This is a genomic window from Micromonospora sp. CP22 (assembly GCF_009712475.1).
In the GTDB taxonomy this organism is placed as follows: Bacteria; Actinomycetota; Actinomycetes; order Mycobacteriales; family Micromonosporaceae; genus Micromonospora.
The window spans coordinates 23,650-48,104 of record NZ_VCJO01000019.1; the positions used below are offsets into that span (position 1 = coordinate 23,650).

The following is a 24,455-nucleotide window of genomic DNA, read 5'->3' on the forward strand; positions in this document are numbered from 1 at the left end:
ACCGTGCCGGTGGCGGCTATATCTTCTCCATACCGTCGAGCTGCGTGATCAGGCAGCAGGCACCCGGGGCGACACGGACAGCGGGAACCGGCCGGCCATCATCCGACGATCCGCCGGATCAGCCTTCTCCCGGGCGAAGACCCGCACCAGGCCGTTGAAGCGGTGCCGCTGCCGCCGTGCGCCGTCCGATCCGGCGATCTCCAACAGCCGGGCGTCGATCAGGCTCTCCGCCACCTCCTCCCCCACCCGGGACGACACGTCGAGCACTCGGGCGGCGGCCCCGATCGGGAAGTCGGCCGACTCCAGCAGCGCCAGCCGACGCAACGCGACCTGGCTCTCGGCGGTCAACTGCTGGTAGCTGCCGTCGATACGGGCCCGCACGTCCAGCGTCCCCAGTCGCAGCTCGTTGAGGCGGCACCGCTCGTCGGCCAGCCGCTGCGCGAGGTACCGCAGTGACCAGTGCGGACGCGCGATCAGCCGGGCCGCGGCCACCCGGATGCCGATCGACAGCCGACCGCACAGCTCGACGATCTGACGGGCGGCGGCCGGCTCGGCGACCACCCGCTGCTCGCCGACGATCGTGGCGAACAGCTCGATCGCCTGTGCCGGTGCCAGGACGTCCACCTCGACCCGGGTGACGCCGGGCAGTTCGGACAGACGCCCCCGGCAGGTCAGGATGACCCGACAGGACGGGTCGCCCGGCAACAGCGGACGGACCTGCGAGTAGCTGGCGACGTTGTCGAGCACCACCAGCATCCGTCGACCGGCCAGCTGGCTGCGGTACAGGCACTCCCGCTCGTCGAGCCGCCCCGGAATGTCCTGCTCGGCGTTGCCCAGGCTGCGCAGGAACCAGCCCAGCACGTCACCCGGGTCGGTCGCGTTGCCCCGGGTGCCGCCCAGGTCGACGTAGAGCTGCCCGTCCGGGAAGTCGTCCCGGGACAGGTGCGCCGCCCGCAGGGCCAGCGCGGTCTTGCCGACGCCCGCCATCCCGGTCAGCAGGGTCCGTGGCGGCCCGGATCGTGGCGACGCGGCGAGCCACCCGGTGAGCAGGCGTAGTTGCTCCTCACGGCCGTGGAAGTCGTGTGCCCCGGGCGGCAACATCGCCGGACGTACGTCCCGCCAGCCGGGCGCGGTCCGGGGCACCGCCTCGGCGACGGAGACCGTGGGCCGGGCCAACACCGCCTGGTACGCCTCGGTCAGGGCCGCCCCCGGGTCCACCCCCAGTTCGTCGGCGAGGACGCGTCGGCCCTCGTGGTAGACGGCCAGCGCGTCGGCCTGCCGGTCGCACCCCAGCAGGGCGATCATCAACAGGCTGCGGAGCTGCTCGTGCAAGGGCTGGCGGGCCACCAGGTCGGTCAGCTCAAGCACCAGCTCGGCCTGCCGCCCCAGGAACAGGTCCGCCCTGATTCGGTCCTCCAGGACCGCCATCCGCGCCTCGGCCATCCGATGCGCCTCCGCCTCGACCAGATGGTCGGTGACGTTGGACAGGGTCGTACCCCGCCACAGGCCCAGGGCCTCGTGCAACCAGCGCCCCGCCTCCTCGTACCGGCCCTCGCGCAGCGCGGCACGGCCCAGCCCGGCCAGCCGCTCGAAATCGTCGAGGTCGAGCCGGCTGTCCTTGCGCCGCAGGGCGTACCCGGAGCACTTCCGGACGATCTCCACCTCGTCTCCGAGGTACCTGCGTAGCCGGGACACGTAGTTGTACAGCTGAGCGGCGAAGGTCGCCGGCAGGTGTTCGTCCCAGAGCAGTCGGCAGAGCTGGGCGTCGGAGACGATCCGCTCCCTGGCGAGCAGCAACGCGGCCAGGACGGTGCGCTGTTTCGCACCATCCAGCGGAATCTCAGAGCCGTCCTGCCAGGCGCTCACCGGCCCGAGTACGCAAAACTCCACAGTCGCTCCGATCGGTCCACCCAGCGGAATAGGTCGGAGATTCGGTCACCACGGCACCTCCACGCATGTGTGCACGCCACCCAAGTTCCGTCCCCCCAGCACGCAGGTGTACGACACCGACACCGACGGTCGTGGCCGGCCGACCGGCCCGCTCGCCTCTCCGGGCCGTCCGTCACCCGCCCGGTGAATCCGCAGGTCAACCGGGGATGCCTCGCACGACCAGCGTCGATGACGAGAATTTGGGTGGATCCCACGCATGAGTTCGTCGGTACGCCTTGGCACCCTCTTTCCGGTGAACACCTCGACCGCCGACGGCCCATCGAGCCTGGCCCCGACGGAGCCGCAGCGGCTCCCCGGGGGCTGGTGGGCGTGCGGGGTGGCGTTGCACGAGCGGGTGCGTGCCGATGTCGCCGCACCGGTCGACAGCGCCCGGCTGGCGCAGGCCCGACAGCGGCTGCGGCGTTGGCGGGCCGAGGACAGCGGCGTGCTGGAGGCGTACCTGCGCGGCCTGACCGTCAGCGAGGACCACCTGCTCGGCATCCTGGCGGAGGAGGACACGCAACTCACCGCCCGGCTGGACGCACCGTCCTGGGTGGAGCCGATCGAGTCCGCCGTACGCGCCGCCACACCGCTGCCCGCCTCGGACCCGGTCCCGGCGGACTGGCGCGCCGCCTTCGCTCTGCCGTTCCGCCCGCTGGTCGAGTACGCGAAGGCCCGCTTCCGGGTCGGGACCCGTCTGATGTCCGACGAGGCGCAGGTGGACCTCCACGCGCTGACCGGCTCGCTGGGCGCCGCCCTGGAACGCCGGCTGACCAGCCTCGCCGCCCGTACCTTCGTCGCCGAACTGCACCGTCAGCGGGCGGCCGGTCTGCTGCGCGGCGACGACAGTCGCGCCCGCTTCGTCGACTTCGTCCGTCGGCTGACCGAGCCGGCCGGGATCGCCACCCTGTTCACCGACCGTCCGGTGCTGGCCAGACTGGTCGGACAGGCCACCGTGTACGCCACCGAGGCCAGGCTGGAGTTGGTGAACCGGTACGCCGCCGACCGGTCCTGCCTGGTGCGGGAGCTGTTCGGCGACGTCGACCCGGGTCCGCTGGTGGCCGTCGAGGACAACCAGGGCGACCCGCATCGCGCCGGGCGGACCACCAGCGTCGTCCGGTTCGCCGACGGCCGACGGTTGGTCTACAAGCCCCGCGACCTGGCCCACGACGCCCGGCTGGACGCCTTCGTCGACTGGCTGAACCTGCGGATTCCCGACGTCGGCCTGCGTAAGGTCGCCGGTCTGCACCGTCCCGAGTACGGGTGGACCGAGTTCGTGGCGTCCGCACCGCTGACCGACCCGGACGGCGGGCACCTCTACTACCGCCGTCAAGGGGTGCTGCTCGCGCTCGCCCACGCGCTCAACACCACGGACCTGCACTACGAGAACCTGATCGCCAGCGGCGACCAGCCCGTGATGATCGATGTCGAGACGCTGTTCCGCCCGGTGTGGCAGGAACCGAACGACACCGTGGACCCGGCGGCCGAACTGCTCGCCGCGTCGGTGCAGCGGACCGCGTTGCTGCCCATGATGGTCGTCGGCGAGCAGGGCATCATGGACCTGTCCGGCTCCGGTGGCGACCAGGGTCGGCAGAGCCCGGCCAGCCTGATCGACTGGGCCGACCCGGGCACCGACCGGATGCGCCTGGTGCGCCGGGCGGGCACCTTCGACGGTGCCTCGAACCGACCCCGGCTCGGCGACCGGGTGATCAATCCGGAGGATCACGCAGAGTCGATCATGGCCGGCTTCCGGCTCGGTTACGACGCGATCGAGACGCATCGCGAGGACTTCGCCCGGTTGGTCGAGGAGTCGGCGGCGATGACCGTACGACTCGTCGCCCGGCCCACCTGGGCGTACCGGATGCTGCTCGACGAGAGCACCCACCCGAACCTGCTCCGCGATGCCCTGGACCGGGACCGTTTCCTCGCCCAGCTCTACGACCAGGCCCAGTTCCCCGCCGACACGGCCTTCGCACGTCACGACATCGCCGCACTGTGGCGCGGTGACGTCCCCTACTACCACGCCCGCGCCGACTCGCTGACCCTCTGCGTCGACGGCCGACCGACCACGATGCCGTTGCGCCGCAGCGGCATGGACGCCGCACTGGACCGGATCGCGCGCTTCGGCGAGGCCGACCGGCAGGACCAGGAGTGGATCATCCTGGCCAGCCTGGCCACCCGCCGACCGGTCGGTGGGCACCTCGACGCCGCCCCGATGCCCAGTTCGAAGCATGGCACGGCGGCCCCCGCCGAGCGGCTGGTCGCGGCGGCGTGCGCGATCGCCGACCAACTCGTCGCGCGCGGCGCGCCCGGTCGTGAGCGGGTGAACTGGCTCGGCCTGGAACTGGTCGACGACCGGCAGTGGCTGCTGCTGCCGATGGGAGCGGGGCTGGCCAACGGCTACCTCGGAGTGGCGCTCTTCCTCGGTCAACTCGCCGAGGTCAGCGGCGTGGCCCGCTACCGGGACGTGGCCCGCCGGGCGATCGTCGCGACGCCCCGCCTGCTCGACCTGCTCGCGGACCGGCCGGAGCTGGTCACCGCGATCGGTTGCGGCGGCCTGCACGGCCTCGGCGGGATCGCCTACGGCCTCACCCGGCTGCGGATGCTGCTGGACGACCCGGAGATCGGCCGGTGGGTCGACACGGCTGTCGAACTCGCCTACGTCGCCACGGTCAGCTCCCCCACCGACGACTGGGCGACCGGCCGCGCGGGCTGTCTGGCCGCGATGTCCGCCATCCACACCGACCTCGGTCACGAACGGGCCGGGGCGTTGGCCCGCAGCTGCGCCGACGCGGTGGCCGACGCGGTGGAGGCGCTCGACCGCCCGGATGGTCCGACCGGCTTCGCGGACGGCACGGCCGGCATCGCGTACGCCCTGCACCGGTTCGTCGAGACGGGATCGGGCACCACCCGGCACGCGGACGCCGCGTTGGCGGCCGCACGGCACGCGGCGCGAGCCGCGGCCAGTTCCTCGGGGTGGTGCGTCGGCGCCTCGGGCCTGGCGCTCGCGCTCGCCCATCGGGGCGGCGGCGAGGCGGGCGGGTCCGGGTCGCCGGGCCTGGCCGAGTCGACCCGGCTGGTCCGCTGGCTGGCCGACCAGCCGCCGTCACGCGATCTGAGTCTCTGCCACGGCGAGGCGGGCATCGTCGACGCCCTCACCGCGCTCGCCCCGGGGCCGGTAGGACCCGACGCGACGGCCATCCTGCGTCGGCGCGCCACGCTGATCCTGAACGCGTTGCAGTGGCAGGAGCGTTACTGCGGTACGCCCGACGGGGTGCTCACCCCGGGTCTGCTGACCGGGCTCGCCGGCATCGGATACAGCCTGCTACGCATCGGCCTGTCGGCGCGGATACCCTCCGCGCTGCTGCTGGAACCAGAACGGAGACCAGCCGTCTCGGACGGTCGCCGGACACCAACCGATCCAACCCAAGAGGAGAGACGACATGTCTGACGAATTCGCCGCCAACGCCGCGTACGCCGAGGACGTCACCGACACCCACCCGGTGGGTGACCCGCGAGTCAACCCGGTGGTCAGCTTCGGGCTGCGTACGGCGGCGCTGGCCGGTCTCGCCATCCCGGTGGGTCTGCTGGTCGGGCGTCTGGTCTCCGGAGACAGCCCGGAACCCGTCGACACGGTGGCCCTCACCACCTGCTGTCCCACCTACATCGTGTGAGGTCGGTCGACGACTGACCCAGCGTGGCGGTCCGTCCGGTCGCTCGGGTAGGTACGTTCGCTACCCGTCCGTAGTGGTCTATGACGGGCCGCCTCGCTATCGTTACGCCCGTGCAACGGCGATCCCGCCCGATGATAGGCCGAGATGCGGAACTCACCGTGTTGCGCCGCCTTCTCGACGCCGCCATCGACGGGCACGGCGGATCGGTCTTCATCGTCGGAGAGGCCGGCATCGGCAAGTCGCGGCTGGCCGCGGCGACCGTCGAGCAGGCGTACCACGCCGAGATGGCCCTGCTCCAGGGGCGGGGCAGCACCCTGTGCACCGGTGTGCCGCTGCGGCCGATCACCGAGGCGGTGCTCTCCCTGCTGCGCTCGTCCACCGTGGACATCAACGCGCTCGGTCCGTACGGTCCGGTCCTCGGGCGGCTGGTGCCCGACTGGGGCACGCCCCCGGCCCAGCAGGAGAACGGCTCGGTGGTGATCCTCGCCGAGGCGGTGCTCCGGTTGACCGGTCTCGCCGGTCAGGACACCGGGTGCCTGATGGTCCTCGACGACCTCCAGGACGCCGACGCCGAGACGCTGATGGTGGTCGAGTACCTGATCGACAACCTTCACCAGCAGTCCACCGTGCTGCTCGGCACCATCCGGGCCGACGACTCACCGGCCCTGGCGGTCGCGCACGCGGCGGCCCGGCGAGGCAAGTGCACCCTCGTGACGCTGGACCGACTCGGTCCGGATGAGCTGCGCGAGATGGTCCGGGCCTGTCTCGACGTGACCGACGACGAGCTGCCGACTGCTGCGACCGACCTGATCTGGGGCGGCAGCGGCGGCAACCCCTTCCTCGTCGAGGAGATCCTCACCGCCATGGTGGAGAACCAGCTGCTGCTGCGCGACGCCCGTGGCTGGCAGCTCGCGTCTCCGCCGCCCGCCGCGCTGCCGGCCGCCTTCGCCCGCAGCATGGGGCACCGGATCGAGAAGCTGGCCCCACCGGCCCGGCGGCTGTTGTCCTGCGGGGCGCTGATCGGGCAGCGGTTCCCGGTCACCGTGGTGCAGGCGGCGACCGGCCTGAGCGACCGGGACGTGCTCAACCACCTCAACGGTGAACTCGTCGCCCAGATGGTGACACCGGACGACCAGATGTCCGACTGGTACGCCTTCCGGCACCGGGTCACCCAGGAGTCGCTGCTCGCCCTGATCGAGCCGTACGACCGGCGGGAGCTGGCCCAGAGCGTGGCCGACGCCGTGGCGAAGGTCCACCCGGATCTGCCCGGCGAGTGGTGCCAGATCTCGGCCGCCCTCCGCCTCGAGGCCGGCGACACGTTGACCGCCGGGCGTCTCTTCACCGAGGCCGGTCGACGGGCGCTGGCCCAGGGTGCCGCCACCTCGGCCGTGGCCCTGCTCGATCGGGCGTGGGAACTCCAGGCCGGTTCCCCGGGCGACGTGCGGGCGGACACCCTGGAGGCGCTGCTCCAGGCCCTCGGCGAAGCGGGACTGGTGAGTCGGGCCCTGGCCCTGGTCAGCAGTCCGGACCAGGTCGGCGAGCTGGACCCTCGTCGGCGGGCCAGCCTGCACACCCGGCTGGCCTGGACCGCCATGGTGGCCGGGCAGCTCACCGACGCGACGGCGCAGGTGGAGATCGCCCGCGACCTGCTCGGCCCCGACCCCGCACCGCAGGACGAGGCGCCGATCGACATCGTCGCCGCGCACCTGGCCCTGGACACCCCCGGCAAGGAGCAGTTGGAGGTCGCCGAGGCCCTGACCCGCCGGGCCGCCACGGTCGGTGCCGCGGTGCCGCTGCCCGTGGTGGCCTGTCAGGCATGGCAGTTGCTCGGTGCGCTGGTCCGGCACCGCGACCCGGCCGAGGCCACCCGCTGCCTGGAGAAGGCCCGCTCCATCGCCGCCGAACACGACCTGCCGATCTGGGAGGTCCACGCGCTGATCCGGCTCGGCAACGACGACGCGTTGCTGCACGGCACCCTGGACCGGCTCGAACAGGCCCGGGAGCAGGCGCGACAGGTCGGCGCGGTGACCGCCCGACAGCAGGCGGAGGCGAGCATCGCACTGCATCTGATCATGCGGGGGGCGTACGCCCCGGCGCAGGAGCTGATCGACCAGGTGCACGCCGCCACCAGCCGTACGAAGTTCACCGAGACCACCCAGTACGTGCTGCTGCTCAAAGCGGTGCTCGCCGCTCATCAGGGCCGACGCCCGCAGATGCAGAAGGCGTTGGCCGAGTTCCGGAGCTGGGGCGGCGACGAGAGCCTGCACACCCAGCGGGTCCACGGGTTGGCCGGTGCGTTCTGCGCGTTGCTGGAGGAGAACCGCCCGCTGGCGCTGGCCGAGTTGTCCCTGGCGGTGGGGGCGGAGGAGACCAACCCGACCGTGTTCCACCTGAGCGGTCGGCTCGGCCTCCAGCCGTTGCTGCGCGCGATGGCCGACGACATCAGTTGGGCCGAGTACGAGGAACTCACCAGCGCGCCCGCCAGCCAGCTGCGCTGGGACCGGCAGTTCGCGCTCTTCACCCGGGCGGTGCTGCTGGGTCGGGCCGGCCAGCACGAGGCCGCCACCGCCACGGTGGCCGAGGCGATGGAGGTCGCCTCCCTGTACGCGATGGGTCGGCATCTCGCGCTGCGGCTGGTCGCCGAGTCGGCGCTGGCCGACGGGTGGGGTTCGCCGGTGCCGTGGCTGCGTGCCGCGGAGGACTACTTCCACCAGGCGAACGTCGAACCGGTCGCACACGCGTGCCGGACAATGCTGCGTCAGGCGGGGGCCCGGGTGGCGCAGCGCCGACAGGGTGCCGGCGAGATCCCGGCCGGGCTGCGGGCCATGGGGGTCACGGTCCGGGAGCTGGAGGTGCTGCGGCTGTTGGCCGGTCGGCTCAGCAACCGGGAGATCGCCGCGCGGTTGCACCTGTCGCCGCGTACGGTCGAGCGGCACATCTCCAGCTTGATCGTCAAGACCGGGCTACCGAACCGGATCGCGCTGAGCGATGTCGCCACCGAGATCGACAAGGACTGAGCTCCTCATCGTCGGGTCACACCTTCTTGATGACGGTGAGCAGCACCACGGAGTCCTGGAGCGCCTCAAGACTGTGCCGGGCGTCCGGTACGAGCAGCAGATCCCCGGCGACGCCGTCGCAGCTGGTCGTGCCGGTGGCGAGGCGGACGAGGCCGTGCAGCACGTGCACGGTGGCTTCGCCAGGGTTCTCGTGCTCGTCGAGGCGTTGGCCGGCGACGAGGGCGATGACGGTTTGGCGCAGCGTCTTGGTGTGCCCACCGTGCACGGTCTGGGCGCCGCGCCCGCTGGACGTGCCGCGAGCCGCGGTGAGCAGCTGGTCGGTCAGGTCGGTCAGCGATGACTTCTGCATGATCTCTCTTCTGGTCGGCGTCAGTTACCGGATCGGGTACTGATGCTCGCGGAAGCGGCGGGTGTCTCCGCTGCCGCGGTGGCGGGTTTGCCGATCCGGCTCATCTTGACCGCCGTGTAGACGGCGGCGGCGAGCGCGACGTCGGACAACAGCATCAACCCTATGGCGTACGAGCCCTCGATGCCGTACACCCAGCCCATGATCAGTGGTGGGACGAAGCCGCCCAGGCCGCCCGCGGCGCCGACCACGCCGGTGACCGTGCCGACCTTGTCGGCCGGTGCGACCCTGCCGACGAGGGCGAAGACGGCGCCGCTGGCGGCGCCGAGCAGGGCGGCCATGCCGAGGAAGGCGATGGTGGCGACCGGCATCAGGGGCGGCTGGAACGCCTGCACAACGGCGAACACGGCGGTGCCGGTGAAGCACCAGACGAGCACCGGAACCGGGTGGAGGCGGTCGGAGAGCCAACCGCCGGTCGGGCGGGCGGCCACGGCCAGGACGACGAAACCGGCGGTGCGCAGCGCGGCGTCGTTGGCGCTGAGCTCGTAGGCGGTGCGCAGGTAGGCGGGCAGGTAGACGCTGAAGGCGACGAACCCGCCGAAGCCGACCGCGTAGAGGAAGCACAGCTGCCAGGTGACCGTCAGGCGACTGACCGCGACGGTGCGGGCGAGCGCGGAGCCGGCCGGCGCGGCGCGGCGCGGCGGGTCACGCAACAGCGCGAACGCCAGCACGGTGTAGCCGGCGAGGACAGCCGCCACGAGCAGGAAGGGCGTGTTCTCGCCGTAGGTCTCGGCGAGCCGCACGGTGGTGAAGTTGGCGATGGCGGTACCGCCCATGCCGATGCCGAACACACCGAGCGCGAAGCCCTTGCGGGCGGGTGGGTACCACCCGGAGATCAGCGGTACGCCGATGGCGAAGGTCGTGCCACCCAGTCCCAGGAAGAACCCCGTGACGATCAACGCCGGGTAACTGTCGACGACCGTCAGAGTCAGTACCGGGACGATGGTGGCGAGGCTGAGCAGGGGGAACATGATGCGCGCGCCGTACCGGTCGGTGAGCGCGCCGACCGGGATCCGGCCCAGCGATCCGACGAGCACCGGAACCGCGACCAGCAGCGACTGGGCGGCGAAGCTGAGCCCGAGGCGCTCCTTGACGCCCGGACCGAGCGGGCCGAGCAGCGCCCACGCCCAGAAGTTGACGGTGAAGCCGATGGTGGCGACCACCAGGTTGCGCGTGGCGCCGGGACGTGGCGTGACGCCAGCCGGGTCGGTGCTCGGCGCATTGCCGGTTGTGGTCATCTCGTACCTCGTCGCGGGCTGGCCGGCGGCTGCGAAGCGCGTCAGCGGCGGGTTCGGTCGGGCTTGCGCTGCGCTCGGGGTGCCCGGGGTGGCCCTTCCCAACCGGGGCGCGACGGACGCAGGCCGGGTCGGGTGTCGCGGCTGCGGTAGGGCACGTAGGGGCGGGTGAGGTAACCGACCGGGGCGCTGAAGGCGTGCACGAGCCGGGTGAACGGCCAGAACGCGAACAGGGCGAAGGCGGTGACGATGTGGATCTGGAAACCGACCGGGACACCGGCCATGATCTCGGGATCCGGGCTGAGGTAGAACAGCGACCGGAACCAGGGCGAGATGGTCTCCCGGTAGTCGTAGCCGTCGCCCACCACGTTGGCCCGCAGCGTGCTCCACAGGCCGACCACGATGACGGTGGTGAGCACCGCGTACATCGCCTTGTCGTTCCTGGTGGTGGCGGCGAAGACCGGCCCGGTGAGACGGCGGCGGGCGATGAGGACCGCCATGCCGATCAGCGTACAGAAGCCGGCGACCGAGCCGATGAAGACGGCCATCAGGTGGTAGGTGTGTTCGGTGATGCCGACGGCCTCGGTCCACGACTTGGGGATGAGCAGCCCACCGACGTGCCCGATCAAGACCATCAGGATGCCGAAGTGGAACATCGGGCTGCCCCAGCGCAGCACGGTCGACTCGTAGAGCTGTGAGGAGCGGGTGGTCCAGCCGAATTTGTCGTAGCGGTAGCGCCAGATCAACCCACCCACCAGGATCGCGATGGTGAGGTACGGGTAGACCACCCACAGCAGAACGTTCACCGACGGCCTCCGGTGGTGTCGACGAGTCCGAACGGTTCGAGGCCCACCTGCTCCACGGGTGGTCCGGTGCGGGCCAGTCGGGCCGCGGCTCTCACCTCGGCCGGCCGGGCGGGGGGCAGCAGCGCCTGCACCGCCTCGACCGCGTGCCGGTAGACCGACTTCTCCCGGGCCAACGACTCGGTGAGCAGGTCGAGGCCGACGCGGTTGTCGCGCAGCAGACGCCAGCCCTCGCCGTCGACGGCGGCCAGATCGAGCACCGCCGGCAGGTAGTCGGGCAGTTCGCCGCCGATCACCTCGACGCCCGCCGCCTTGTACGCGGCGGTGAAGCCGACAAGTGCCTCGCCGCGCTTACGGGTGTCGCCACAGCTGTAGTAGGTCAGGTGCAGCGCGCAGCGGCGGCGGAAGTCGAACAGCTCCACGTACTGGGCGGCGAGTCGGGTGGGGTGCCCGTCGCGGCGGTGCAGCGCCACCGGGCGCAGGTGCGAGGCCACGGGGTCGGGCAGTTCGTCGAGGGCGGCGAGCAGCGTCGGCAACGCGTCGAGCGTGTCGGTGTCGGGATAGCGCAGCAGCAGCGAGGCCGCCCGGGCCGCGGCGGCCCGCCAGAGTGGTGTGGTGGTCATCGTCCGCTCCCGTCGGTGTCGATCACGCCGGGCTCGTCGGTGTCCGCGCCACCGGCCGTGGCGTTGCGACGGGGCGGGAAGAGACCGGCGGGCCGGCCCTTGCCGTCCCAGTTGAGCAGGTTGACCCGGCGCGGCTCGTCGCCCGGATCGGTGAAGCTGTCGGAGGTCTGGCGCTCCCGCAGCATGTGGAAGGTCTCGACCTGGATCGGCGCCGGGGTGCCGGACGACTCCCCGAAGGGCCCCTGGCCGTACGGTCCACCGCCGCCCATGCCGGGGCCGCCCTCGTAGTCGAGGCTGCACTCCGTGCCGAGCTGTTCCAGGTGATGCGCGTCCTCGGCGTGAGCGGCCGGGATGACGTAGCGTTCGTCGTACTTGGCGATGGCCAGCAGCCGGTACATGTCGTCCATCTGCGCGCCGGTCATGCCGACGGCGGCGGCGATGGACTCGTCGCGCGGCTCCCCCAGGTTGATCCGGCGCTGGTAGGCGCGCATCGCGCCGAGCCGGTTGAGCACCGCCCGCACCGGGGCGGTGTCGCCTGCGGTAAACAGCCCGGCCAGGTACTCCAGCGGGATGCGCAGCGCGTCGACGGCGCCGAACAGGTTGCGCATGTCCTCACCGTCGTGGCCGGTGTCGCGCAGCACGTCGACGACCGGGGACAGCGGCGGGATGTACCAGACCATCGGCATGGTCCGGTACTCCGGGTGCAGCGGCAGGGCGACCTCGTGACGCATGATCAGGTCCCAGACCGGGGACCGTTGCGCCGCTTCGATCCAGTCGTCGGGGATGTCGGCCCGCCGGGCGGCGGCCACGACGGCGGGATCGTGCGGGTCGAGGAAGACCGAGCGCTGGGCGGCGTACAGGTCGTGCTCGTCCTTGACCGCCGCGGCAGCCGCCACGGCATCGGCGTCGTAGAGCATCAGGCCGATGTAGCGCAGCCGGCCGACGCAGGTCTCGGAGCAGATGGTGGGCTGACCGATCTCGATGCGCGGGAAGCAGAACGTGCACTTCTCCGCCTTGCCGGTGCGGTGGTTGAAGTACACCTTCTTGTACGGGCAGCCGGTGACACACATCCGCCAGCCCCGGCAGCGGTCCTGGTCGACCAGGACGATGCCGTCCTCACTGCGTTTGTAGATCGCCCCGGACGGGCAGGTCGCGGCACAGGACGGGTTGAGGCAGTGCTCGCAGATGCGCGGCAGGAAGAACAGGAACGCCTTCTCGTACTCCTCACGGACCCGGTCGGAGACCTGCCGCAGCACCGGGTCACCGGCGGCGATCTCGTTGCCGCCCGCGAGGGAATCGTCCCAGTTCGCACTCCACGTGATCTTCGTGTCCTCGCCGGTCAGCAGCGACTTCGGTCGGGCCACCGGGATGTCGTCGCCGGCCGGCGCGGTCAGCAGGTGCTCGTAGTCGTACGTCCAGGGCTCGTAGTAGTCCTGCATCGACGGCAGCTTCGGGTTGGCGAAGATGCTGAACAGCTTCTTCACCCGTCCGCCGGAGCGGGGCTTGAGCCGGCCGGAGCGGGTGCGTACCCAACCACCCTGCCACGTCTGCTGATCCTGGTAGGTGCGCGGATAGCCCTGACCGGGCCGGGACTCGACGTTGTTGAACCAGACGTACTCCACCCCGGAGCGGTTGGTCCACGCCTGCTTGCACGTCACCGAGCAGGTGTGACAGCCGATGCACTTGTCGAGGTTCATCACCATCGCCATCTGCGCCATCACGCGCATCAGTACTGCACCTCCTGGGAACGGCGGCGGATCACGGTGACCTCGTCGCGCTGGTTTCCGGTCGGGCCGAGATAGTTGAACGCGAACGACAACTGCGCGTACCCACCGATCAGATGGGTGGGCTTGACCAGCAGCCGGGTCAACGAGTTGTGGATGCCGCCGCGACGGCCGGTCCGCTCGGCCTTCGGCACGTCGATGACCCGCTCCTGGGCGTGGTACATGTACACCGTGCCCTCGGGCATCTTGTGCGTCACCACGGCCCGGCAGACAACCACCCCGTTGCGGTTGACCGCCTCGATCCAGTCGTTGTCGCGTACCCCGATCTTCGCCGCGTCGGCCTCGCTCATCCACATCGTCGGGCCGCCCCGGGAGAGCGTGAGCATGAGCAGGTTGTCCTGGTACTCGGAGTGGATCGACCATTTCGAGTGCGGGGTGAGATACCGCAGGGTGATCTCCAGTTCGCCGTGCGGGCCGAGCCGCGGCTCGCCGAACAACCGGTGCATGTCCAGTGGCGGCCGGAAGATCGGCAGCGTCTCTCCGGCCTCGTGCATCCAGTCGTGGTCGAGGAAGAAGTGCTGCCGGCCGGTGAGCGTGTGCCACGGCTTGCGCCGCTCCGTGTTGATGGTGAACGGCGAGTACCGCCGGCCGCCGTGCTCACTGCCGGACCACTCCGGGCTGGTGATCACCGGCACCGGCCGGGACTGGGTGTCGGCGAAGGTGATCTGCTTGCCCTCGTGCTCGGCGGCCAGATCGGCCAACCTGACGCCGGTGCGTTTCTCCACATCGTGGAAACCCGCCGTGGCCACCCGGCCGTTGGTGGTGCCGGACAGGGCGAGGATCGCCTCGCACGCGTGCACGTCCTTGGCGAGCGACGGACGGCCGTCGGCGACGCCGCCGCGCACCGTGCCGTTCTTGCGGCGCAAATACTCGATCTCGGGTGTCACGTCGGTGTGCACCCCCTTGCCGGTGGTGCCGAGCGTGTCCAGCAGCGGGCCGAGGGCGGCGAGCTTGTCGGCGACGGCGGCGTAGTCGCGTTCGACGACGACGAGCTTCGGCATGGTCCGGCCCGGCACCGGCACCTCACCGGTGCGGGCCCAGTCGCGCACCACCCCGTGGGGGGTGGCCATCGCGTCCGGAGTGTCGTGCAGCAGCGGCGCCGCGACAAGGTCCTTGCGTACTCCCAGGTGCGGGCCGGCCAGGGCGGAGAAGGCGCGGGCGATGCCGTGGAAGGCGTCGAAATCGGTGCGGGTCTGCCAGGGCGGGTTGATCGCCGGGGTGAACGCGTGCACGAACGGGTGCATGTCGGTGCTGTTGAGGTCGTGCTTCTCGTACCAGGTGGCGGCTGGCAGGACCACGTCGGAGAAAAGCGTCGTGGACGTCATCCGGAAGTCCAGGCTCAGCAGCAGGTCGAGTTTGCCCTCCGGGGCCTCGTCCGGCCAGACCACGTCCTTCGGCCGCAGCTCCGGTTCGGCCTCGGTGGCGCGCAGGTTGGAGTCGGTGCCGAGCAGGTGGCGAAGAAAGTACTCGTTGCCCTTGGCTGAGGAACCGAGCAGGTTCGCCCGCCACACCGTCAGCACCCGTGGCCAGTTCTGGGGCGCGTCCGGGTCGGTGCAGGCGAACCGCAACCGACCCTCGTGCAGGGACGTCGCGACGTACCCGGCCGGGTCGTCCGGTTGCGCGGCCAGCGCCTCGTCGGCCAGATCGAGCGGGCTGCGGTCGAACGTCGGCATCGACGGCATCCAGCCCAGCCGCGCCGACTGGGCCAGCAGGTCCATGGTGTGTTTGCCGTCGAACAGGCCGGTGCCGGTCGGTGCGGAGACCACGTCGGCGGAGTACGTGTCGTAACGCCACTGGTCGGTGTGGACGTACCAGAACGCGGTGCCGATCATCTGCCGTGGCGGGCGCACCCAGTCCAACCCGAACGCCAGGTTCGCCCAACCGGTCACCGGTCGGCACTTCTCCTGCCCCACGTAGTGCGCCCAACCGCCACCGTTGACCCCCTGGCAGCCGGTCAGCGTCACCAGCGCGAGGATCGCCCGGTAGGTGGTGTCCGAGTGGAACCAGTGGTTGGTGCCCGCGCCGAGCAGGATCATCGACCGGCCGCCGGACCGCTCGGCGTTGTCGGCGAACTCCCGCGCCACCCGGGCCACCTGCGCCGCCGGCACGCCGGTGATCGGCTCCTGCCACGCCGGGGTGTACGGCACCTCGGCGTCGTCGTAGCCGGCCGGCCACTGCCCCGGCAGGCCGTCACGGGCCACCCCGTACTGCGCCAACAGAAGATCGAAGACACTGGTGACGAGCTTGCCGGCGACGGTGCGGGTGGGTACGCCGCGACGCAGCACCTGCGGGGTGTCGGTGTCGAACCGCGGCAACCCGACCTCCACCGCGTCGCCCGCCCCCAGACAGGTCAGCGCCGGTTGCAGGTCGCCCAGGTCGAGGTTCCACTGACCGGCCTGCTCCTGCCAGCGGTGGCCCAGCGAACCGCGCGGCACCGCAACCTCGTCGCCTACCGAATCCCACAGCACCGGCTTGAACGCGTCCTCCGTGCCCTGCCCGCCGAGATCGGCCGCGGTGAGGAACTTCCCCGGCCGGTACGACCCGTCGGCGGCCTGCTCGAGAGTGATGAGGAACGGCAGGTCGGTGAAGGTGCGGACGTAGTCGACGAAACGGGGGGTGCGCCGGTCGACAAAGAACTCCTTGAGCATCACGTGGCCCATCGCCATGGCGAGAGCGCCGTCGGTGCCCGGCTGGGCGGGCATCCACTCGTCGGCGAACTTGACGTTGTCGGCGAAGTCCGGGCTGACCACGATCACCTTCTGGCCGCGGTAGCGGGCCTCGGCCATCCAGTGGGCGTCCGGCGTGCGGGTGACCGGGACGTTGGATCCCCACATGACGAGGTAGGAGGCGTCCCACCAGTCGCCGGACTCGGGTACGTCGGTCTGGTCGCCGAACACCTGCGGGGAGGCCACCGGCAGGTCGGCGTACCAGTCGTAGAACGAGAGCATGGAACCGCCGAGCAGCGACAGGAACCGCGCGCCGATCGCGTGCGACACCATCGACATCGCCGGGATCGGGGAGAATCCGGCGACCCGGTCCGGCCCGTACCGCTTGATCGTGTGCACGTGCGCGGCGGCGATCATCTCCTGGGCCTCGTCCCAGGTCACCCGAACCAGGCCACCCTTGCCGCGGGCCCGCTGGTATCGGCGACGCCGCTCGGGGTCACTCTGGATGTCGGCCCACGCCGCGACCGGGTCACCGAGGCGCTGCTTGGCCTCGCGGTACATCTCCACCAGGACACCGCGGGCGTACGGGTAGCGCACCCGGGTGGGCGAGTAGGTGTACCAGGAGAACGCGGCGCCGCGCGGGCAGCCGCGCGGCTCGTACTCCGGCCGGTCCGGCCCGACGCTGGGGTAATCGACCTGCTGTTGCTCCCAGGTGATGATGCCGTCCTTGACGTACACCTTCCAGGAACACGAGCCGGTGCAGTTGACGCCGTGGGTGGAGCGCACCACCTTGTCGTACGACCACCGGTCGCGGTAGAACGCGTCCGCCTCACGACCGCCGATCTGGTACAGCGCACGGCCGTCCGGTGACACCTCCGCCCGCCGTACCAGTCCTCCGACCGCCATCAGTGCTCGGCTCGCCTGCTCCCCGGTGCTCGCCATGCGCCTCATTCCCTCGGTTGTGACCTTGCTGACCACGTTCATGCCTTCGACGGGCTGCCGCAACCCCAGACGCGATCACGTGACATCAACCGTGCTGTCGGCGTTGCCCGCCCGGTCGAAGTCCCCGACATGGCTGGACCGTGCGCCGGGCGGGCCGCACCGCCGCCCGGTACATGGTCCACCGGAGACCGCGCTATCCGCTGGTGAGGCGATCCCAGGCTGGGATCGGCAGGGCGATGACCGCGGCCGGAAACAATCCGTGCTCCTCGTTGTCGATGTGTCGACGTAGCCGGTCCAGCGCGGCCAGCACTCCCGACCAGTCCGGCGACGTGCGGTCGATGGCGCCGAGGACACCGTGGATGTCGTCGTGTTCGTCGCACAGCCGATCCACGGCTTCGGTGAGACTGCCCTCGGCCCGCAGTTCGACGAAGAGATCACGTTCCTCAGTGTCGGTGTGCGGCGTCAGCAGCGCGAGCAGGTCGTCGAGGCGGGTGACGGCGTCATCGGCACCGGAGGTGATCGCCGTACGCAGCCGCTCTGCGGCATTGGCGATCGCCTCGTGTTCGGTGGTCAGTCGACCGATCAACGGAAACTCCCGGCAGCCGCAGTAGTCGCACATGGTCGACCTCCTGACGCCCATCTGGTGACACGCCCAGCCTGGTCCGGTGAATCGTGGGCGAGTAGGGCCGTTGGACCTGTGCCCATGGTGCTCGGGCGGCCGAGCGTGACACGGACCCTGCCCCAGGATTTTCGACGTCGATCGACGTTGTAACGTCATGTGACATGGAAACTCAGCGGAGGGGTCCTCGCGGGGAGACGATCGACGCTCCCCGTCACCGCGCTCTGGGCTCTGCCAGCCGGGTCACGATTCTGCATCTGGTGCGCGATGCCGAGGGCGGCGTCACCGCCGCCGAGGTGGCCGCCCGTACCGGACAGCACCTCTCCACCACCCGCGCCCACCTGGATCGACTCACCGAGGCCGGGCTCCTGGTCAAGGCCCGCGCCAGCGGTGGGCTGCCGGGCCGCCCGGCCTGGCGGTACCGGGCGGCGGCGGCCGACCCGGTCCCGGGCACCTACCGGGATCTGGCGGCCGCCCTCCTGGGGCACCTGTCCCGCGGTGACGGTGATATCAGGGCCACCGCCGCGCGGGTGGGCCAGGACTGGGGCCGGCAGTTGGCCGCCGCGACACCCCGCGACGAAGACCCGGTGAACACCGTCCTGGCGGTGCTGGACGGACTGGGTTTCAGCCCGCGACGCCAGCCGACCGCTGACGTCGGCACCGAGACGGAGTTGCACCTGCTGACCTGCCCCTTCCTGGACCTGGTCGGCCAGAATCCGGACGCGATGTGCGGGCTGCATCTCGGTGTGGTGCGGGGCGCCCTCCAGCGTGACGGCGCGGCGGAGGGATCGGTGACGTTGGAGCCCTTCGGCGCACCCGCCGCCTGCGTCGTACGGATGACGGCGGCAGCCCCGGCGGCGGGGAGACCGCGATGACACGCCCGACCGCGCCGCCCGTCCGGCGGCGGCCCCCCGCCACCGGGTCACGGCCCCGCAAACGTCGACAGTTCATCCCGCCCCAGCACGGCGCCTGGGCGATGCTGCTCGTACCATGGCTCGCCGCGGTCCTCACCCTCGGGCTGCGCTGGCCGCACCTGCCCCTTCTCGGTGCCTGGCTCACCGGCTACCTGCTCAGCTACTACCTGTTGCAGGCCGTCAAGACCGGCCGTTTCGGCCGCTTCCGCGTCCAACTGTGGACCTACGGCGTCCCCACCGCGCTGCTCGGCGGACTCGTCCTCCTGCTGCGCCCGGACCTGCTCTGGTACGCCCCGGCGTACGCCGTCCTGCTGGGCGTCAACGTCGCTTACGCGCGGCGACGCGCCGAACGCGCCCTCGGCAACGACCTGGCCTCGGTCGCCCAGAGCTGCCTCATGGTGTTCGTCTGCGCCACCGCCGCGGGCCAGCCTCCGGAGACGGTGGTCACCGCCTTCCTCGCCGTCACCGCCTACTTCATCGGCACCGTCCTCTACGTCAAGACGATGATCCGCGAACGCGGCAGCACCAGCTACTACCGCGCCTCGGTCGGCTACCACGTCGCCTCGGTCGCCCTGGCCGCCTGGCTCGGTCCTCCCCTGCTCGGGGTCTTCCTGCTCCTCCTCGTCCGGGCCGTCGTCCTACCCCGTCACCGGCTCACGCCGAAGCATGTCGGCCTCATCGAAATCCTCGCCAGCGCCCTGGTGCTCGTCGCCAGCACCAGCTGAGCCTCGGCGGCGCGGGCATCGGGGCCCCTCGGGCGGCGGGCGGCTGCGCGGCGGCGTACGGATGGGTGTCACGATCCGCTCCACGGTGGGTGACTTCGCTTCTTCAAATCGATAAACTTCGCTCTATCCCGCCACGGATGCCGGTGGCCCGTCCAGCCGGGCCTGCGGCCCTGACCGTACCGCCCGGTCACCACCGCACCGTGCCAGCCTGAAAGGAAGCAGATGACTCGTGCGTTCCTGAGGGCGGCGACCGCGCTCGCCGCCGCGCTGATCGCCACCACCGTCATGGCCGGCAGCGCAGCCGCCAGCCCCACCCCCATCCCCCAGCGCTTCTCGGTTCCCTCCGGAGACAACTGCACCTACGGCTACACCGAGGGCGTCCTGGAGTGGCGGTCCTTCGCTCCAGCGGCCGCAGTGCGGCTGACCGGAGTCGTCGTCGACCGGCCGATCGCCAACGAGCCGATCGCCTGCCGCGACGACCGGCGCTACACGATCGCCACCTATGTCGCGTACGCGGGCGAAACCGTGATTGACCGGGCGGCCCAGCGAGCGGACAACTCAGCCGTACGGCTCGACCTGCTGCTCGGCTCCAACACCTCGGCGGCCGGCATCGACCGGGTGGTGATCCAGGTCTGCCGGGCCTCGTTCGACCGGCCCAGCGTCGCGCCGGACTACTGCGGTCGCGAGTACACCTTCCGTCCCACGTTGATCGGTCCCGCCAGCGCGTGACGGTGATAGCCGGGTGTGGTCGCATGCCGCCACCACACCCGGTGCCCGCCGTCGCACCTCGGCCGGGCCGCCGACGTCCGGCCACCCGGTACGCCTGCGGAGTGGGTCAACCGGCCGCCGTCAGCACCTCCGAAACGAGCTCCTGGGCTTCCCGCTGGATGCGGGTGAGGTGCTCCGGCCCCTGGAACGACTCCGCGTAGATCTTGTAGACGTCCTCGGTGCCGGACGGGCGGGCGGCGAACCAACCCGACTCGGTGGTGACCTTCAGACCGCCGATCGCCGCGCCGTTGCCGGGGGCGGTGGTCAACGTGGCGGTGATGGGTTCACCGGCCAGCTCGGTGGCGCGTACCTGTTCCGGGGAGAGCTTGCCGAGCACCGCCTTCTGCTCCCGGGTGGCCGGTGCGTCGATGCGGGCGTACGCGGGTGCGCCGAAGCGGGCGGCCAACTCGCCCCAGTGCTCGCTCGGGGTACGCCCCGTGCTGCCGATGATCTCGGCAGCGAGCAGGCAGAGCAGGATGCCGTCCTTGTCCGTGGTCCAGGTGCCGCCGTCACGGCGCAGGAAGGACGCGCCGGCGCTCTCCTCGCCGCCGAAGCCGACCGCACCGTCGAGCAGGCCGGGCACGAACCACTTGAAGCCGACCGGGACCTCCAGCAGTGGCCGACCGAGATCGGCGGCGACCCGGTCGATCATCGAGGAGGAGACCAACGTCTTGCCGACCGCCGCGTCCGGTCCCCACCGCTCACGGGTGCGGAACAGGTGGGCGATCGCCACCGCCAGGTAGTGGTTGGGGTTCATCAGCCCGGCGTCCGGGGTGACGATGCCGTGCCGGTCGGCGTCGGCGTCGTTGCCGGTGGCCACGTGGTAGTCGCCCCGCATGGCGATCAGCGAGGCCATCGCGTTCGGCGACGAACAGTCCATCCGGATCTTGCCGTCGCCGTCGAGGGTCATGAACCGCCAGGTCGGGTCCACGTTCGGGTTGACCACGGTCAGGTCCAGCCGGTGCCGGTCGGCGATCTCACCCCAGTAGTCGACACTGGCGCCGCCGAGCGGATCCGCGCCGATGCGGACCCCGGCGGCGCGGATCGCGTCGAGATCGAGCACCGCGGGCAGGTCGTCGACGTACGCGCCGAGGAAGTCGTAGGTGCCGGTGGTGTCGGCGGCGCGGGCTCGGGCGTACGGGACGCGACGCACCTCCTTGAGCCCGGCGGCGAGGATCGCGTTCGCGCGGTCCTGGATCCACTTCGTGGCGTCGGAGTCGGCCGGCCCGCCGTGGGTGGGGTTGTACTTGAACCCGCCGTCGTCCGGCGGGTTGTGCGACGGGGTGATCACGATGCCGTCGGCGAGACCGGCGGTACGACCCCGGTTGTGGCCGAGGATGGCGTGCGAGACCGCCGGGGTGGGGGTGTAGCCGTCGCGGCTGTCCAACAGCACGGTGACGTCGTTGCCGGCGAGCACCTCCAGGGCGTCGACGGCAGCGGGGGTGGACAGCGCGTGGGTGTCCCGCCCGAGGAACAGCGGCCCGTCGATGCCCTGCTCCCGACGGTAGTCGCAGAGCGCCTGGGTGACCGCGACGATGTGATCGGAGTTGAAGGCGTTACGCAGGCTCGACCCACGGTGCCCGGACGTGCCGAAGGAGACCTGCTGCGCCGGGTCGGCCGGGTCGGGATGCTCGCTGTAGTAGGCGGTCACCAACCGTGGTACGTCGACCAGGTCGGCGGGCTCGGCCGGCTGGCCGGCACGGGGATGACTACTCAAGGCTGTGTTGGCCTTCCGTTCGCGACTGCTGGGCTCCGCTGCGCTGCACTCCTCGCGCTTACGGTTCCACCTTCTGTCCTTTGCCGATGACCACGATGCCATTGTCGGAGACCGTGTAGCGCTGCCGGTCCCGCTCCAGGTCCACACCGATCTCGGCACCCTCGGGCACCTGCACGTTCTTGTCGAGGATGGCGCGGCGGACCACCGCGTGCCGGCCGATGTCGACCCCCTCCATCAGCACCGAACCGTCCACGTGGGCCCAGGAGTGCACCTTCACCTTCGGCGAGACGATCGAGTTCTCCACCAGCGAACCGGAGATCACCGCACCGGGCGAGACCATCGAGGCGACCGCCCGACCGACCCGCTCACCCCACTGGTGCACGAACTTGGCCGGCGGGAACGGCGGCTGCTCGGTGTAGATCGGCCAGTCGAAGTTGTAGAGGTTGAACACCGGGTGGACGTTGATCAGATCCATGTGCGCGTCGTAGAACGAATCGAGGGTTCCCACGTCCCGCCAGTAGCCCCGATCCCGGTCGGTGCTGCCCGGCACCTCGTTGTCACGGAAGTCGTAGACGTTGGCCTCGCCGCGCTCGACCAGCATCGGGATGATGCTGCCGCCCATGTCGTGCTTGCTGGTCTTGTCGTCGGCGTCGCGTTCGACCGCCTCGATCAGCGCCCGGGTGGTGAAGACGTAGTTGCCCATCGAGGCGTAGATCTGGTCGGGCGCGTCGGGTAGGCCGACGGCGTCGGTGGGCTTCTCCCGGAACGCCTGGATCCGCCGCCCGTCCGCGCCGACCTCGATGACGCCGAACTGGTCGGCCGTCGACAGCGGCTGCCGGATGCCGGCGACGGTGACCGCGGCGCCCGAGGCGATGTGGTCCTCCACCATCTGCCGGGGATCCATCCGGTAGATGTGGTCGGCACCGAAGACGATCACGTAGTCGGGCTGCTCGTCGTAGATCAGGTTGAAGCTCTGGTAGATCGCGTCGGCCGACCCGGCGAACCACCAGGGGCCACGGCGCTGCTGCGCGGGCACCGGCGTGACGTAGTTGCCGAGCAGCGTCGACATCCGCCACGTCTTGGTGATGTGCCGGTCGAGAGAGTGGGACTTGTACTGGGTCAGCACGACGATCTTCAGATAGCCGGCGTTGGCCAGGTTGGAGAGGACGAAATCGACCATGCGGTACATCCCGCCGAACGGCACGGCGGGCTTGGCCCGGTCCGTGGTCAGCGGCATCAGGCGCTTGCCCTCTCCGCCGGCCAGAACGATCGCGAGCACCTTGGCAGCCATGACCAGACGCTATCCATACCGGTGCCGGTTCACCACTCGTACGGCACAGTTCCGCTGCCCGGTGCGGCGTCGGAATCTGCACTAGGGTGCCGGGCATGACGGACTCCGCACGGCTGCGCGTGGACCTGCTGACCCGGGAGTACCCGCCGGAGGTCTACGGCGGTGCCGGGGTGCACGTCGAGTACCTGGCCCGCGAGCTGCGCCGACTCGCCGACGTGCGGGTGCACTGCTTCGGCGCGCCCCGCACCGAGCCGGGCGTGCGGGCGTACGCCGAGCCGGTGAGCCTGGACGGCGCGAACCCGGCGCTACGGACCATGGGGGTGGACCTGGAGATGGCCGCCGGGTGCGCCGGCACGGACGTGGTGCACAGCCACACCTGGTACGCGAACCTGGCCGGGCACACCGCGAAGCTGCTGTACGGGGTGCCGCACGTGGCCACCGCGCACAGCCTGGAACCCCTGCGACCGTGGAAGGTCGAGCAGCTCGGCGGCGGCTACGCGCTCTCCTCGTGGTGTGAGCGCACCGCGTACGAGGCGGCCGACGCGATCGTGGCGGTCAGCGCGGGCATGCGCCGGGACGTGCTGGCCGCATACCCGTCGGTCGACCCGGACCGGGTCCACGTGATCTACAACGGCATCGACACCGCCCAGTACGCCCCGGACCCGGGCACCGACGTGCTGACGCGCCTCGGCATCGACCCGGCCCGGCCCAGCGTGGCCTACGTCGGGCGGATCACCCGGCAGAAGGGGCTGCCGCACCTGCTGCGCGCCGCCCGCGAGTTGCCCCCGGACACCCAGTTGGTGCTGCTGGCCGGGGCACCGGACACGCGTGAGATCTCCGCCGAGGTGGAGCGCCTGGTCGCCGAACTGCGGGCCAGCCGCTCCGGGGTGGTATGGGTGGCCGAGATGCTGCCCAAGTCCGAGGTGATCCAGGTGCTCACCCACGCCACGATCTTCGTCTGCCCGTCGGTGTACGAGCCGATGGGCATCGTCAACCTGGAGGCGATGGCCTGCGAGACGGCGGTGGTGGCCACCGCCACCGGCGGCATCCCCGAGGTGGTCACCGACGGCGACACCGGCCTGCTGGTGCCCATCGAGCAGACCGCCGACGGCACGCCGGTCGACCCGGCCCGCTTCGAGGCCGACCTGGCGGGGCGGCTGAACGAGCTGCTGGCTGCGCCCGAGCGCGCCGCCGCACTCGGCCGGGCCGGGCGGCGGCGCGCGGTCGAACACTTCTCCTGGGACGCCGTCGCCGCCCGCACCCTGCAGCTCTACCGCGCGCTGCGCGGGTAAGGAAGGGCACCTTATTAACGCCTCCGGTAGAGAAGGGTGCCCTTCTCACC

17 protein-coding genes are annotated in these 24,455 nt (G+C 71.0%); 7 read left to right on the forward strand and 10 right to left on the reverse strand.

Features of this window, described 5'->3' with window-relative positions; all coding sequences use genetic code 11:
- Window positions 1-48 precede the first annotated feature (48 nt).
- Window positions 49-1,866 carry an AfsR/SARP family transcriptional regulator gene (locus FF096_RS22620; protein ID WP_155221574.1) on the reverse strand — a complete coding sequence of 606 codons (1,818 nt, stop codon included), beginning with the start codon at window positions 1,864-1,866 and terminating at the stop codon, window positions 49-51.
- Window positions 1,867-2,182: 316 nt separating this feature from the next.
- Here FF096_RS22620 and FF096_RS22625 point away from each other — a divergent pair, with 316 nt between their 5' ends.
- The 3 genes from FF096_RS22625 (at window position 2,183) to FF096_RS22635 (ending at window position 8,620) form a co-directional block, all read left to right on the forward strand.
- Window positions 2,183-5,380, forward strand: a complete 3,198-nt coding sequence (locus FF096_RS22625; RefSeq protein WP_196222615.1) for a type 2 lanthipeptide synthetase LanM family protein — start codon at window positions 2,183-2,185, stop codon at window positions 5,378-5,380.
- Window positions 5,373-5,603: a hypothetical protein gene (locus FF096_RS22630; protein WP_155221576.1), complete on the forward strand. Its 231-nt coding sequence runs from the start codon at window positions 5,373-5,375 to the stop codon at window positions 5,601-5,603. The genes FF096_RS22625 and FF096_RS22630 overlap by 8 nt, the downstream gene beginning before the upstream one ends.
- A gap of 131 nt (window positions 5,604-5,734) precedes the next feature.
- Window positions 5,735-8,620, forward strand: coding sequence for a helix-turn-helix transcriptional regulator (locus FF096_RS22635; RefSeq protein ID WP_155221577.1), 2,886 nt, complete (start codon window positions 5,735-5,737; stop codon window positions 8,618-8,620).
- Between the two features lie 16 nt (window positions 8,621-8,636).
- Here FF096_RS22635 and FF096_RS22640 read toward each other — a convergent pair whose 3' ends face one another.
- The 7 genes from FF096_RS22640 to FF096_RS22670 all read right to left on the reverse strand — a co-directional run bounded on the left by FF096_RS22640 (window position 8,637) and on the right by FF096_RS22670 (window position 17,698).
- On the reverse strand, window positions 8,637-8,969 hold the full coding sequence (locus FF096_RS22640) for a cupin domain-containing protein (protein ID WP_155221578.1): 333 nt from the start codon (window positions 8,967-8,969) through the stop codon (window positions 8,637-8,639).
- Between the two features lie 20 nt (window positions 8,970-8,989).
- A complete protein-coding gene (locus FF096_RS22645; RefSeq protein ID WP_155221579.1) occupies window positions 8,990-10,264 on the reverse strand; it encodes a nitrate/nitrite transporter in 1,275 nt (424 codons plus the stop codon).
- A gap of 41 nt (window positions 10,265-10,305) precedes the next feature.
- Window positions 10,306-11,067: a respiratory nitrate reductase subunit gamma gene (gene narI / locus FF096_RS22650; protein WP_309223784.1), complete on the reverse strand. Its 762-nt coding sequence runs from the start codon at window positions 11,065-11,067 to the stop codon at window positions 10,306-10,308.
- The gene (gene narJ, locus FF096_RS22655) at window positions 11,064-11,687 is read right to left on the reverse strand and encodes a nitrate reductase molybdenum cofactor assembly chaperone (RefSeq protein WP_155221580.1); all 624 of its coding nucleotides are present in this window, start codon (window positions 11,685-11,687) and stop codon (window positions 11,064-11,066) included. Before narJ ends, narI begins: the two co-directional genes overlap by 4 nt.
- Window positions 11,684-13,414: a nitrate reductase subunit beta gene (narH, locus tag FF096_RS22660; RefSeq protein WP_155221581.1), complete on the reverse strand. Its 1,731-nt coding sequence runs from the start codon at window positions 13,412-13,414 to the stop codon at window positions 11,684-11,686. The genes narJ and narH overlap by 4 nt, the downstream gene beginning before the upstream one ends.
- Window positions 13,414-17,079 carry a nitrate reductase subunit alpha gene (locus tag FF096_RS22665; RefSeq protein ID WP_155221582.1) on the reverse strand — a complete coding sequence of 1,222 codons (3,666 nt, stop codon included), beginning with the start codon at window positions 17,077-17,079 and terminating at the stop codon, window positions 13,414-13,416. The genes narH and FF096_RS22665 overlap by 1 nt, the downstream gene beginning before the upstream one ends.
- A 193-nt stretch (window positions 17,080-17,272) precedes the next feature.
- Entirely contained in the window at window positions 17,273-17,698 is a 426-nt protein-coding gene (locus FF096_RS22670) for a hemerythrin domain-containing protein (RefSeq protein ID WP_155221583.1), read from the reverse strand.
- Window positions 17,699-17,862: 164 nt separating this feature from the next.
- Here FF096_RS22670 and FF096_RS22675 point away from each other — a divergent pair, with 164 nt between their 5' ends.
- The 3 genes from FF096_RS22675 (at window position 17,863) to FF096_RS22685 (ending at window position 20,066) form a co-directional block, all read left to right on the forward strand.
- A complete protein-coding gene (locus tag FF096_RS22675) occupies window positions 17,863-18,573 on the forward strand; it encodes a metalloregulator ArsR/SmtB family transcription factor (RefSeq protein WP_155221584.1) in 711 nt (236 codons plus the stop codon).
- The gene (locus FF096_RS22680; RefSeq protein ID WP_155221585.1) at window positions 18,570-19,337 is read left to right on the forward strand and encodes a YwiC-like family protein; all 768 of its coding nucleotides are present in this window, start codon (window positions 18,570-18,572) and stop codon (window positions 19,335-19,337) included. Before FF096_RS22675 ends, FF096_RS22680 begins: the two co-directional genes overlap by 4 nt.
- A 222-nt stretch (window positions 19,338-19,559) precedes the next feature.
- Window positions 19,560-20,066 carry a hypothetical protein gene (locus FF096_RS22685; RefSeq protein ID WP_155221586.1) on the forward strand — a complete coding sequence of 169 codons (507 nt, stop codon included), beginning with the start codon at window positions 19,560-19,562 and terminating at the stop codon, window positions 20,064-20,066.
- A 106-nt stretch (window positions 20,067-20,172) separates the two neighbouring features.
- On the opposite strand, the gene pgm is transcribed toward FF096_RS22685, so the two are convergent.
- Together pgm and glgC are read right to left on the reverse strand one after the other, a co-directional pair.
- Window positions 20,173-21,822: a phosphoglucomutase (alpha-D-glucose-1,6-bisphosphate-dependent) gene (pgm, locus tag FF096_RS22690; RefSeq protein WP_155221587.1), complete on the reverse strand. Its 1,650-nt coding sequence runs from the start codon at window positions 21,820-21,822 to the stop codon at window positions 20,173-20,175.
- A gap of 58 nt (window positions 21,823-21,880) precedes the next feature.
- Window positions 21,881-23,113 carry a glucose-1-phosphate adenylyltransferase gene (gene glgC, locus FF096_RS22695; RefSeq protein WP_155221588.1) on the reverse strand — a complete coding sequence of 411 codons (1,233 nt, stop codon included), beginning with the start codon at window positions 23,111-23,113 and terminating at the stop codon, window positions 21,881-21,883.
- Window positions 23,114-23,208: 95 nt separating this feature from the next.
- On the opposite strand from glgC, the gene glgA reads away from it, so the two are divergent.
- Window positions 23,209-24,405, forward strand: coding sequence for a glycogen synthase (glgA, locus tag FF096_RS22700; protein WP_155221589.1), 1,197 nt, complete (start codon window positions 23,209-23,211; stop codon window positions 24,403-24,405).
- The last annotated feature ends 50 nt before the right edge of the window (window positions 24,406-24,455 follow it).

Bases quoted from the DNA above. Each gene is read 5' to 3' on its own strand.
- FF096_RS22630 (WP_155221576.1), top strand. From the start codon at position 5,373: ATGTCTGACGAATTCGCCGCCAACGCCGCGTACGCCGAGGACGTCACC.
- FF096_RS22635 (WP_155221577.1), top strand. From the start codon at position 5,735: ATGATAGGCCGAGATGCGGAACTCACCGTGTTGCGCCGCCTTCTCGAC.
- FF096_RS22640 (WP_155221578.1), bottom strand. From the start codon at position 8,969: ATGCAGAAGTCATCGCTGACCGACCTGACCGACCAGCTGCTCACCGCG.
- FF096_RS22645 (WP_155221579.1), bottom strand. From the start codon at position 10,264: ATGACCACAACCGGCAATGCGCCGAGCACCGACCCGGCTGGCGTCACG.
- narJ (WP_155221580.1), bottom strand. From the start codon at position 11,687: ATGACCACCACACCACTCTGGCGGGCCGCCGCGGCCCGGGCGGCCTCG.
- narH (WP_155221581.1), bottom strand. From the start codon at position 13,414: ATGCGCGTGATGGCGCAGATGGCGATGGTGATGAACCTCGACAAGTGC.
- FF096_RS22665 (WP_155221582.1), bottom strand. From the start codon at position 17,079: ATGGCGAGCACCGGGGAGCAGGCGAGCCGAGCACTGATGGCGGTCGGA.
- FF096_RS22670 (WP_155221583.1), bottom strand. From the start codon at position 17,698: ATGTGCGACTACTGCGGCTGCCGGGAGTTTCCGTTGATCGGTCGACTG.
- FF096_RS22675 (WP_155221584.1), top strand. From the start codon at position 17,863: ATGGAAACTCAGCGGAGGGGTCCTCGCGGGGAGACGATCGACGCTCCC.
- FF096_RS22680 (WP_155221585.1), top strand. From the start codon at position 18,570: ATGACACGCCCGACCGCGCCGCCCGTCCGGCGGCGGCCCCCCGCCACC.
- FF096_RS22685 (WP_155221586.1), top strand. From the start codon at position 19,560: ATGACTCGTGCGTTCCTGAGGGCGGCGACCGCGCTCGCCGCCGCGCTG.
- glgC (WP_155221588.1), bottom strand. From the start codon at position 23,113: ATGGCTGCCAAGGTGCTCGCGATCGTTCTGGCCGGCGGAGAGGGCAAG.
- glgA (WP_155221589.1), top strand. From the start codon at position 23,209: ATGACGGACTCCGCACGGCTGCGCGTGGACCTGCTGACCCGGGAGTAC.